Raw genomic sequence first — 11,987 nt, 5'->3', positions numbered from 1 at the left:
CTCTCTGCGCGCGCCCTCTCGATGAGCCCCGGCGTCAGGTCGAGTTCCCCGATGGGCACGTCCCCCACGCCGTAGGCGTCCAGCAGCGCCGCCGCGTCCTCCCCGAGCATCGCCCTGAAGGCGCGCGCGGGCGTCGCGAAGCCGAGCGCGCCGCGCGGCTCGGAGTTCACGTGCGACATGGCGAGCGACAGGTCCGCCGGGGCCAGCCGGTCGAACCTGATTCCGGCGCCCTTGGGCAGCAGCTTCCTGATCTCGACGTGGTTGCGCTCGCAGGCGCCCTTCTGGTCGCTGCGCCCGGGGTCGCAGTAGAACAGCCTCGTCTCGCCCGGCCCCTCGCCGATCAGCCCGGCAATGGCGCCCTCGTCGGAGAACTCGGGGCCGTTGTCGGTTAGCACGGCCCGGAAGACCCTCCCCATGCCGCCGGCGCCCAGCACCGAGCGCACGCCCCCGAACGCCGCCGCCACGCTCTCGGCGTCCTTCGCCGCCAGCGGCAGCGCGAGCTGCAGCCTGCTGGGGCGGTGCAGCAGCGTGAGCAGGCAGGCGGAGTCCTCCCGCGCGCCCTCGACGGTGTCCATCTCCCAGGCGGCGGCGCAAACGTCCTCGCCGAGGGCGAGGAACGCGGCGTGCGACCTGCGGGGCGAGTGCGGCGTCGCCCTCTTCGGGGCCCGGTGCGACCTGGGCCTGTAGCCGACCTTGCGCCTGAGCTCCATGTTGGTCATGCCGTCGTAGCCCGCCGCGACCCAGCGGTAGATCGTCGAGGGCGACAGGTCCACGGGCCCGCCGTTGCGGGCGGACAGCTGCTCGGGCGAGAGCCCCCGGCCCAGGCCGTCGCGGATGAGGGCGAGCGCCTCGGCCGCGGCGGGCTCGTCGGCGTCTATCCCGCGCCTCGACGAGACGAGGACCGAGTCCGCGCACAGCTGCGCGGCGCGGGCATCGTAGAAGGCGTGCGGGCGGCGCTTGCAGCCGATCGCGCGGTACCGCCCGCACCCGTTGCAGCATCGCGGCCACGCGGCCAGGCGCGGGCATGCCGCGGACAGGTCGGCGGAGGCGTCCACGCGCTCGCCGCGCCTCTCCCTCGGCGCGGTCACGAACCTGTGCGACGCCACCTCGGAGCTCACCGTCGAGGGCGACCTGCCCAGCTCCCTCGCGATCTGCCTGCACGAGGCCCCTCGCTCCAGCATCCTCTGGACCGTGTTCCGCTCGTGCCTGGTGAGCCTGCCGTAGGCCCTCGGGGCCGCCTTCCCGGCCCCCTTCTTCCTCTTTCCGGACATGCCGTCCTCCGATCTCCCGGGGCCGGCCGGTCCGGCCCTCAGGGTATCGGATTCCCATATTCATCCGTACATGTACGGATGAATATGGGAGGTGTTCGGATGAAGTTGCCAATCAAGGGCGCCGACACGCGCCGGTTACCTTTAATGGATATGAGATGAATGAGGCGATTGTTTTGCTATACTCTCTCCGCACGGGCGATTGGCGCAACGGTTAGCGCAGGTGCTTTACACGCACAAGGCTGGGGGTTCGAATCCCTCATCGCCCACCATTGAATTGGATACGGTCCTCGCAAGGGGACCGTTTTTGTTTGGGCCCAGCGCATGGGATTCGAACCCGACAGGGTGCGAAGCTGAGGAAACGCGAAGCGTTTTCCAGCGCAGCACGCGAGGGCCGCAGGCCCGAAGCGAAAGCGGGCGGCGTCAGCCGCACGCGACATCCCTCATCGCCCACCACTGATTTGATAGGCTCCCAGCAATGGGAGCCTTTCTTTTTTGGGCCCATTTCATGGGATTCGAACCCGCCAGCACGACTGTCACAAAGGCCGTGGCCAGAAAATGGCAAAAATGAGTACTGCTACCTTGCTTACAACATATCAGAAGATAATATTTGCTTAAGTTACACAACATATGTCCATTATAAGGACTAACAATTGGATCAAAATCGTACATTCATCGCCATTTCGGCTAGCTATCTGGCCTTATTAGTCCAAAATTGCTGCTACCAAATCGGTAACAGTACTCATATTTGATGTTTTTTGACCAGCAGGTCTCCCCGCCTTAGCAAATCTAAGGCAAAACGGGCTCCAGACCGCTGAATCATGCCACATAGGGCACGTCCGCAGTCCGGAACCCGGTCAAAGTTAAGTTATTTCGCTGTGTTAGGCCAAAACGTCCGACAGGATCTCGATCAGACTGTCCACGTCGGATTCCTCGCAGACGAGCGGCGGCAGGAAACGCAGCGTATGGGCACCCGTAGCGTTAATCACGGCACCAGCCCCCAATGCACGGGCCACAACGTCGTGTGCATCACCCGCAGTATCGTCCAGATCGCAGCCGAGCATCAAGCCGCGGCCACGCACCTCGGTCACGTTCGGCAGCTTGGCGAGCTTTGCCTCCATATAGGCGCCTACCTTGGCAGCGTGGTCGGCATAATCGCCGCGCACGAGTGCGGAGAGCGTCGCGGCACACGCCGCGATGGCCAAGCAGCTACCGCCAAAGGTCGAGCCGTGGTCGCCCGGCTTAAACACGTCGGCAATCTCCTTCTTTGCTACGACGGCACCCATGGGCACGCCATCAGCAATGCCCTTGGCAAGGCTCATGATGTCGGGTTCCACGCCATAGGTTTGGAATGCAAACGGCTTGCCGGAGCGGAAGATGCCGCACTGGACCTCGTCGGCGATAAGCACGGCGCCCACTTCGTGTGCCAGGTCGCGCGCTGCCGCCATAAACTCCTCGGTCATGGGGTGCACACCGCTCTCGCCCTGAATCGGCTCGAGCATCACGGCACAAATTTCGCCCCCCAGCTGTTTAAAGATCGCACGCAGTTCATCGATATCGTTGGGCGTGCAGGCCACAAAGCCACCCGGCAGCGGGCGGAAACTATCCTGCAGCCAATCCTGCATGGTGGCGGCAATGGTCTCGAGCGTACGGCCGTGGAAGCCGCCGCGCATGCACACGATGGTGTTGCCGCCGTTACCGGCACGTTTGGCGTACAGGCGCGCGAGCTTCATCGAGCCCTCGTTGGCCTCAGCGCCGGAGTTGGCAAAGAAGGTCTCCCAAACCTGCTCATCCGCAGCCGGGGCACCAAGAGCAGCTGCCGTGGTCTCATCGCCGGCGGCAATGGCATCGGCAAGCACGCGCGCACCATCTACGTCGTCGTTAGCAAGCTTGGACAGCAGCGCCGCGACCTGTCCGCGCTGCTCAATGTAGAAGTAATTGGAGACATGCATGAGCTTTTTGGTCTGTGCCTCGAGCGCCGAGAGCACGGCCGGGTCACCATGACCTAGGCTGCACACGCCGATGCCGGCAAGAAAGTCGAGGTACTCACGGCCATCGTCGCCGGTGAGCTTCATGCCGTGACCCTCGACAAACTCGACCGGAGAGCGGCCAAAGGTATGCATAACGTAATGGGATTCAAGCGATTGCTGAGCTGCAAGTGACATGGAATGCCTTTCGTTGAGCGCCGGACGGCGCAGGCCTATGGGTGCAGGAATGGGGCGGCTGCGGTCAGCTAGACCGTCTGGAGCTTCTCGACCTCGTCGAGGTTCTCGGCCAGACGCGCCGCAAAGGTCGAAAGCGGATGCGGATGCGTATCGAACTCGTAGGCCGTCTCGGTGGAATGGATCACGGTGCCGACGCCGGCATCGGTCAGCAGCTCCAGCAGCAGCGAATGCGGCGTGGTGCCGTTGATGATGTGGGCACGAAATACGCCGCCGGCAAGCGCATCGACGGCCGCGCGCAGCTTGGGAATCATGCCCTTATCGACCTCGCCGCCGTAGAGCATCTCATTGACCTCGTCGAGCGTCAGGTTGGAGATAAGTGAATCCTTATCGCTAAAGTCCTTGTACAGGCCGTCGACGTCGGTCAAAAAGATCGCCTTGTGCGCGTGGAGCGCTGCCGCAACGGCACCGGCGGCGGTATCGGCATTGATGTTGAAGAAACCGCCGTCCTCCCCCGCCGCGACGGTAGCGATGACGGGGATGTACTCGCTATCGAGTAAGCGCTCGATATAGTCGGTGTTAACGTGCGTCACTTTGCCCACGCGACCGAGCTCGGGGTCGAGCGGCTCGGCGATGAGCGTGCCAGCATCGCTGCCCGACACGCCCACGGCCAGGTTGCCGTGGTGGTTGATGGCGACAACCAGCTCCTGGTTAACCTTGCCGCCCAGCACCTCGCGCACGATATCCATAGTCGCCGGCGTGGTCACGCGCTGGCCGTTCTTAAACTCGACGGGGATGTCATAGTGGCTCAGCGCCTCGTTGATAGCCTTGCCGCCGCCATGCACGATAACGGGGCGCATGCCGATGATCTTAAGCAGGACGATGTCGCTCATCACGTCGCGACGCAGCTGCTCGTCGACCATGGCGGCTCCGCCATATTTGATAACAACCGTCTTGCCGGTCAGGTTCTTAATCCACGGCAGCGCTTCGAACAGCAGCTGCGCGGTTGCTTCGTTGGATTCGCTCGAACGACAATCGCGTGCGAATTTCATAGTCTGCCTCGTCTTTCGTATCGTTATCGCGCCGTGCTCCGCTGTCCGCAATCGCGGCAAGATGCGCAGCGTGCCTGGAATCTAGGAACGGTAGTCGCCGTTGATGGAGATGTACTCATGCGTGAGGTCGCAGGTCCACACGGTCGTTGCCGCGTCGCCTGCGCCCAGGTCGGCCGAGATCACGATCTCGGGCGCCTCAAAACGTCGTAGAGCCTCGTCCTCGTCAAAGGGAACAGTCAGACCGTCGCGACAGACAGGCATGCCCATCATGTCGATGGAAACGTCTTCCTGATTAAACTTCACGCCGCACTTGCCAAGCGCCATGGCAACGCGGCCCCAGTTGCAGTCGTGGCCGGCGATGCAGGTCTTAACGAGCGGCGAGTTGGCAACGGCACGGGCGGCGATATCGGCCTCCTCGTCGTTAGCGGCGCCGGTAACGTTGACCGTAACAAGCTTGGATGCGCCCTCACCATCGGCGGCGATATTGCGCGCCAGGCTCTCGCACACCTCGTGCACGGCAAATGCCAACTCGTCAAAGGCATTGGAGCCCTCAACGATAGGCTCGGCATCTGCGGCAGCGGCGCCGGAGGCAAGCATGATGCAGGTGTCGTTGGTCGAGGTGTCGGAATCGACCGTTACCTTGTTAAAGGTCTGCTTGACGGTCGAGAGCAGCAGGGCATGAAGTGCCGCAGGCTCGACGGGGGCATCGGTGGTGATAACTGCGATCATGGTGGCCATGTTGGGCATGATCATACCCGAGCCCTTGCACATTCCGCCTACCGTATAGACATTGCCCGCATGACCCGCAGCCTCACTGACGTAGGATACGGCGTACTCCTTGGAGTGCGTGTCGGTCGTCATGATGGCGCGAGCGGCATCGGCGCCACCGTGGGCGGAGAGCGCCTCGTAGGCAGCAGGAATGGCGGTCTCAAACGTGTCGATCGACAGAATCTGGCCAATCACACCCGTGGAGGCAACCAGAATCTGCTGGGGCTCGCAGCCGATGACCTGCGAGGCGATGTTGCACGTCTCGCGCGCGCAGGCAAGGCCCGTCTCGCCCGTGGCGGCGTTGGCATTGCCAGAGTTGACCGAAATGCCGGCGATGATACCGTACCCCTTGTCGGTACCGCCCAGGTTGGCACGGCTCACCTGCACGGGCGCCGCGCAAAAGCGATTGGTGGTAAACACGCCAGCACCGGGACAGGGTTTATCGGGCACGACGAGCGCGTAATCCAGACGCTCGGGGTTCTTGCGGAACCCAGCGTGGATGCCTGCAGCCTTAAAACCAGCCGCAGCCGTAACGCCACCCTCGACGGCGCGAATCTTGATATCAAACAGCTCGGTATTCATCGTCTTTATGACTCCTTATGTCAAACAAAAAACGGACATCGGTTGGTGCGCCATGCCAGTCGTGATCATGAGACCAACTTAAGAGTGGCGCCCCACTCGATGCCCGACTACCAAATCGTTAACAATCGAATGTGCTACACCGGGCACGCCACTGTGGGCAAGCCTCGTCGCTCGTCAAAGCCAAAGACGATATTGGCGCACTGGACTGCTTGGCCCGCAGCGCCCTTGCACAGATTGTCGATGGCGCCCGTCGCCACCAGCACGCCCGCGCGCTTGTTGAGCGCGAGGCCGATCTGGGCGGCGTTGGTGCCGACGACCGAAGCCGTCTTGGGCTGCTGACCGGCATCGAGTACGCGTACGAAGGTGCGACCGGCGTAGAACTGCTTGTAATGGTCGACAACGTCCTCAAGGGTCAAGGTATCGATAGCCTGCGGCGTAAGCGGCAGCGTCACCGTGGAGAGCAGACCACGCTTGAGCGGTGCCAGGTGCGGGGTAAAGACGACGCGATCGGTCAGGCCAAGGATTTGCTCAATCTCGGGCGTGTGGCGATGCTTGCCCACGCCGTATGCCTCCAAATTCTCGTCGGCGCTGCAAAAATGGGTGCGGGCGTTGCAGGACTTACCGGCGCCCGTCACGCCGCTAATGGCATCGACAATCACGGGACCGTTCTCGGCCACCCAGCCGACGCGCACGGCGGGCGCGGCGGCAAGGCTCGTTGCGGTGGGATAGCAACCGGCGCAGGCGACCAGCACGGGTTTGCCGTCGGCATAGTCGGATGCGGCGGTCTCCAAGTCTTGGCAGAACAGCTCGGGCAGACCGAAGGCACGGGTCTTGAGCAGCTCGGGGCTCGTATGCTCGGCGGCAAACCATGTCTCAAAGACGGACGCGTCGTTCAGACGGTAGTCGGCCGAAAGATCAAAGCAGGAGACGCCCGATGCAAGCAGCGCGGGCACCTGTGCCATGGCAGCCGTGTGCGGCACGGCAAGAAAAACCGCATCGCAGCTCTTGAGCTCGGGGGCGTCATGCGTGGTGAAAACCAGATCGCTCACACCAGCAAAGCTCGGATACACCGCGGACAGCGGCTGGCCGGCATCGGCGTTGGACGTAATGGCAACAAGTTCAAACTCGGGATGACCGAGGACGAGGCGAATGAGCTCGGCTCCGGCATATCCAGCCGCGCCGACGATTCCAACCTTCAAAGACATATCAGACTCCTTGTCTGCGATTTATGCACCGATGCGCATTTCGCAGCGGTCGTTATGAAGTGGGTTGAAACTTTAGCACCAAAAGATGCATGATTACGTAAATGGCTTGCATATTCATGCATTGAAACATTCCCGACACATTCGCTTGAAGGAATTGACAAATGGAGCGGGCCCCGTATTGACCGGCGCTCCTAACGGCGCCGGGCAATACGGGGCCCGCCCATGCGAAAACCAAGTTGTTAGGATGAGCCAGCTGGCTAGAGCTCGACCGGCACCCATTCGTCGTGATTGCAGATAAAAGCCTCGGGATCCTCGACGCTAAAGAAGACGAGCGTGGGGTCGTTAGGCCCCTCATAGTGCTCGCCCAGGTGCTCTAGATGCTTCCACCCGGCTTCGCGCATTTCGCCTAAAGCCCGGTCATCCAAGCCGGCACGCCCGCGCAAGATAAGCCAGCCATGGCCCGGCCACCAACTCGTGGCCTCAAAGCGCTGGTTTTGCAGCAGCTCTTGCCACACATCTTTGGTGCGCGCTGTTACAAACCACAGCTTGCCATCCTGGATCTGCGCAAACGAAAACGGACGCACATGAGGCTGTCCGTCAACGCTCGTCGCCAAATACCATGCCGGCACCGACGTCAGATACTCCAACACCGTATTCAATCCGTCCACGGTTCCTCCTGCCGCTAGCTCATTTGACTGGTTGGTAAACGTTAGAGCTCCAGGCGCTCCTCGCTGCCGTCGATATCACAGAAGCGCGCGGCAATGTTGCGGACCGAAAAGAAAGCAAGGCGGCCGTCGTTGGCACTCTCGTGTTCCTCGCCGATGCCCACCATGTGCTTAAAACCCGCTTGACGCACCTTGTCGCTCGCAACCGCGTCGTCCTCAAGTGCGGCCTCGCCGGTCAACACGATCCAACATTCCCCCGGCTTCCAGCCCGAGAGCTCAAACTTGGGATTCGCACTCAGCTCCGCCCACACATCCTTGTCGCGCGACGTGCAAAACCACAGCTTACCGTCATCGACCATGGCAAACGAAAACGGCCTCACGCGAGGCTGATGCCCGTCGGTCACATCGGTCGTGGCCAGATACCACGCCGGAATGCGCCTGAGATACGAACAGGCGCGCTCAAGCTGAGCCGTGCGGTCGTTGTCGGTCATAGGGGCCCCTTTCTTGCGCTCGAATCGCGCCTAAACAAGTTGAAGGTTGACGACGATGACACACGCAAGCAGCAGCATCGTCACAACCGCAGCCAGCGCATCCCCGCGGCGAAATGCAAGTGCATGCAGACGCGTGCGGCCCTGCTCGCCGTGATAGCAGCGTGCATCCATGGCGGCAGACAACGTCTCGGCATGACGGAACACGCCCGTGAACAGTGGAATCGCCACACTGCCGAGCATACGCACGCCGCCGAGCGGGCCACCCGTTACGCGTGCGCCGCGGCTTGCCTGCGCGTCCGCCGTCTGCTTCATCTCGGTGGCAAACTGCGGCATAAAGCGCAACGCGATGCCCATGATCATGCCGAGCTCATGCGCAGGGAGCCCCACGCGCGCAAACGGTGCGAGCAGGCGCTCAAAGCCCGCGGTGAGGTCGAGCGTAGGCGTGGTGAGCGTAATGGCGCTCATGCCGGCCATCATCAAGGTCAGGCGGCACGCCATAAAGACGGCGGAATGCAGCGAGCCCTCGCTTATCTGCAAAAAGCCGAGCTGCCACAGGATGCGCCCACTCTGATCGGTAAACAAGTTGAGCACCGCGACCACGACGACGATTGCCAGCAGCGGCGCCATCGACGACAGAACGCGACGAGCCGGCACCCGGGACACGGCATAGATCAGCACGACGAAAATTGCGACAGGGGCCAGTCCGCGGAAGCCGCCGACGGTCAGCGTCGTGATTAAAAACACAAAGCCCAGGAGCAGCTTGGTGCGCGGATCCAGGCGGTGGATTGCACTATCGCCGGGATAGTAGCTGCCAAACGAAAACGCCTCCATTAGCAGCCCTCCTCTCGCGCGACCGTCTTGGATTTAGCAATGTCCGCGACGTTAGAAGGACCGTCTGAGCGACCGATCAGCAAATCTGCCAGCTCGTCGGCCAGCGACTCAACCGTATAGAGCCCGCCGCAACGCAGCGGTACGCCCGCTTCCGCGAGCGCCAACGCCATGCGCTGGGCGGCGGGAACGCCCAAGCCGATCGACTTGAGCTCATCGGCATGTGCAAACACCTGCGCGGGGGTTCCCTCGGCAAACACCGCGCCTTCGTTCATCACGACGATGCGGTCGCAGCAGTTGGCCAGGTCATCCATACTATGCGAAACCATGACAACGGTCAGGCCATCGCGGTGAAGTCGATCGATAAGCTCAAGGAAATCCCTGCGCGCAGCCGGATCGAGCCCCGCCATGGGTTCATCGAGCACCAGGACTTCGGGCTCCATGGCGAGCACACCGGCGAATGCCACGCGCCGTTGCTGACCGCCCGAAAGCTCGAAGGGACTCTTGTCGCCGACCGTGGAAAGGTCGAGGCCCACGCGCGAGAGCGACGACTCGACGCGACGGTCGACTTCATCTTGCGGCAAGCCAAGGTTGTGCGGGCCAAACGCCACGTCCTGCGTCACGGTTTCGGCAAACAGCTGACGCTCGGGATATTGAAACACCACGCCGACCTTGGCCTTAACCGCGGCGGCGTCTTTCTTGTTTGACAGATCGAGCCCCAGCGCGCGAACGAATCCCTCCTGGGGGCGAATCAAACCGTTGAGATGCTGGACCAGCGTCGACTTACCCGAACCGGTATGGCCCGCAAGGCCCAGGAACTCGCCGCGACGCACCGTTAGCGACACATTGCGCAACGCCCAGGGGCTGCTAGGGTCGTTGCCCCAGAGGGCTTGTTTGTTCGATGCGCCCTCGGCGACTGAGCGCTTGTGCCAACGGCGACGCTCACGGGCGCTCAGCGAATAGCTATACGAAAGGTGCGAAATCTCGATGACGGGCTCCAGCACATCTGCGCCATCGAGCGCAGAGGAAACGTTGTCGGGAATACGAGGATCGGATGCGAAAGGCCGCCCGGCGATGCCTGCCCTACTCCGCTCGGCATAAGCCTGCGCTATATCGGCGACCATATCCGCCTCGCGCACCTGTACGCAAATGGGCACGCCCTTCGCGCGAAGCGCCCTGCCAAGACAGCACGATGCCGGCATATCTAGGTTGAGCTGCGCAAGTTCGTCCGCCCGCGTCAAGATTTCCTCGGGCGTACCGAGCATGGCAACGCGACCCGCTTGGAAGACAGCAACGCGATCGGCCTCGGCGGCCTCTTCCATAAAGTGCGTAATCATCACGATGGTCATGCCGCGTTCGTGCAGCGCGTGGCAGGCCTTCATAAGGCCCTTGCGCCCGCGCGGATCGAGCATCGAGGACGCCTCGTCCAAAATAAGCACGCGCGGCTCCATGGCGAGCACGCCGGCGAGCGCCACGCGCTGCTTTTGGCCACCCGAAAGTGCATGGGTCTCGTGGCGCTCAAATCCTACCAGGCCCACGCCCTTCAGCGCCTCGCGTACGCGCTGCGCAATTTGCGCCGATGGCACGCTAAGGTTTTCGGGACCAAACGCAACGTCATCTTCGACAAGCGTTGCCACCAGCTGATCATCGGGATTCTGGAATACCATGCCTGCGGTCGAACGAATGTCATAGACCAGCTCGGGGTCGGACGCATCCATGCCGTTGATGCGTACCGTGCCCGCATCGGGCTGCAACAGCGCATTCAGATGCTTGGCAAACGTCGACTTGCCCGACCCATTGCCACCGAGGATGCAGAAAAACTCGCCATCCTCAATGTTCAGATCGACGCCGTCGAGTGCCGGTGTGGCACCGTCATAGCTAAAGGAAACGCCCCGACACTCAATCATGCGCGGCCTTTGACCTGGTCCTTCTTGGGCGTGATGAGATTAGAGACCGCCTTGTACACCGCAAGTGTCAGCACCGAGTTGAGCACGGTCTTGATGAGGTTGAACGGCAGCACGGCAGGAATCATGAGCGGGGCGATCACATCGACCGAGCCATACCAGAACCAAACGCCGATGGTCAGATTCGCAACCATGGACAGCGCCGTAGCGGCAATAACGCCCAGCACCAGGCCAATCACGGCACCCTTATAGGTATGCATCTTTTGGTAGACGATAGCCGCAGGCAGAATATAGCCCAGCGTGGCAACCAGGTTCATAAGCGCACCGACCCAGTCACCCGTAGTGAGCGCATGGATAACGATCGCCATGGCGGCAACGGCAGTGCCGGCACCAGAGCCATACGCAAATCCGCACACCATCGCCGGCACCAGCGACGGGTCATACGTCAAAAACGGCGCCGAAGGAAGGATGGGCAGCTGCACATACATAAAGAGCGCGCCCAGGGCACACATGAGCGCCATGGTAACGAGCTGTTTGGTGCTCCACCTATTCGTGTTCTCAAAATGGATATGCTGCGACTGTTCAGACATAAGATCACCCGCCTCTTTCATCCGGACTCTAACCGTTGGTACTGGGATCTCACCAGTTCAGCCGGCATGCGAACCAACGCACACACGGGTCGCGGACTCATCGGCTCGGTCGCAGGCACTTTACCTGCGCCACGGCGCCCCTTTGACACCGCCCGATTTACCGCCAGTGGGGAATTCCACCCCGCCCTGAAACAGCAAGGAAAAGTGTAGCACGAGGGAAGACAGGTGCAAGTATGCCGAGGATAATTTATGACGGGGATCAGTTACCGCAACAACCACGTTCCCCACCCATCCCAAAGTAACGCGCCTTTCGCGCAAAGCGCGAAACAGCGACCGGGACACGCACCCCTATCAACCACGTCCTCCACCCACGCCGACCTCAAGGCCGTAAACGCAGGGGATCCGGGGGCGTGACGGGGGTTTCTCTCCGGAACATTCCGCACTGATATTTTCTGTATTGAAGACGTCGATG

The 11,987-nt window shown here is 61.8% G+C and carries 10 protein-coding genes, 1 tRNA gene and 1 riboswitch; of the genes, 1 reads left to right on the top strand and 10 read right to left on the bottom strand.

Annotated elements, in window-relative coordinates:
- The coding region (locus DW899_RS00055; RefSeq protein WP_233539859.1) for an IS30 family transposase at positions 1-1,271 on the bottom strand (1,271 nt) is incomplete at its 3' end.
- A 193-nt stretch (positions 1,272-1,464) separates the two neighbouring features.
- On the opposite strand from DW899_RS00055, the gene DW899_RS00050 reads away from it, so the two are divergent.
- Positions 1,465-1,540: transfer RNA gene (locus DW899_RS00050), tRNA-Val, on the top strand.
- 609 nt (positions 1,541-2,149) lie between these two features.
- On the opposite strand, the gene DW899_RS00045 is transcribed toward DW899_RS00050, so the two are convergent.
- From DW899_RS00045 to DW899_RS00005, 9 genes are all read right to left on the bottom strand, one after another.
- Complete coding sequence (locus DW899_RS00045) at positions 2,150-3,433, bottom strand: aminotransferase class III-fold pyridoxal phosphate-dependent enzyme (protein WP_117799668.1); 1,284 nt, start codon at positions 3,431-3,433, stop codon at positions 2,150-2,152.
- 68 nt (positions 3,434-3,501) lie between these two features.
- Complete coding sequence (gene argB, locus DW899_RS00040) at positions 3,502-4,482, bottom strand: acetylglutamate kinase (RefSeq protein WP_117655914.1); 981 nt, start codon at positions 4,480-4,482, stop codon at positions 3,502-3,504.
- A gap of 81 nt (positions 4,483-4,563) precedes the next feature.
- The gene (gene argJ, locus DW899_RS00035) at positions 4,564-5,832 is read right to left on the bottom strand and encodes a bifunctional glutamate N-acetyltransferase/amino-acid acetyltransferase ArgJ (RefSeq protein WP_199570231.1); all 1,269 of its coding nucleotides are present in this window, start codon (positions 5,830-5,832) and stop codon (positions 4,564-4,566) included.
- 134 nt (positions 5,833-5,966) lie between these two features.
- Entirely contained in the window at positions 5,967-7,037 is a 1,071-nt protein-coding gene (gene argC, locus DW899_RS00030; protein ID WP_117799667.1) for an N-acetyl-gamma-glutamyl-phosphate reductase, read from the bottom strand.
- A gap of 257 nt (positions 7,038-7,294) precedes the next feature.
- Positions 7,295-7,705, bottom strand: a complete 411-nt coding sequence (locus DW899_RS00025; protein WP_055252303.1) for a pyridoxamine 5'-phosphate oxidase family protein — start codon at positions 7,703-7,705, stop codon at positions 7,295-7,297.
- Between the two features lie 41 nt (positions 7,706-7,746).
- On the bottom strand, positions 7,747-8,193 hold the full coding sequence (locus DW899_RS00020) for a pyridoxamine 5'-phosphate oxidase family protein (protein WP_117563813.1): 447 nt from the start codon (positions 8,191-8,193) through the stop codon (positions 7,747-7,749).
- 30 nt (positions 8,194-8,223) lie between these two features.
- Positions 8,224-9,024, bottom strand: coding sequence for an energy-coupling factor transporter transmembrane protein EcfT (locus DW899_RS00015; RefSeq protein ID WP_117799666.1), 801 nt, complete (start codon positions 9,022-9,024; stop codon positions 8,224-8,226).
- Positions 9,024-10,928 (bottom strand): energy-coupling factor transporter ATPase, encoded by a 1,905-nt coding sequence (locus DW899_RS00010; RefSeq protein ID WP_117799665.1) that lies wholly within the window; start codon positions 10,926-10,928, stop codon positions 9,024-9,026. The genes DW899_RS00015 and DW899_RS00010 overlap by 1 nt, the downstream gene beginning before the upstream one ends.
- Positions 10,925-11,515: an ECF transporter S component gene (locus tag DW899_RS00005; protein ID WP_117799664.1), complete on the bottom strand. Its 591-nt coding sequence runs from the start codon at positions 11,513-11,515 to the stop codon at positions 10,925-10,927. Before DW899_RS00005 ends, DW899_RS00010 begins: the two co-directional genes overlap by 4 nt.
- 5 nt (positions 11,516-11,520) lie before the next feature.
- A riboswitch (FMN riboswitch) is annotated at positions 11,521-11,713 on the bottom strand.
- Positions 11,714-11,987 lie beyond the last annotated feature (274 nt).

It is taken from the genome of Collinsella sp. AM41-2BH (assembly GCF_003468085.1).
Lineage (GTDB): Bacteria > Actinomycetota > Coriobacteriia > Coriobacteriales > Coriobacteriaceae > Collinsella.
The sequence above is the reverse complement of the archived record's forward strand: the minus strand, read 5'-3'. Positions and strand labels throughout refer to the sequence as shown.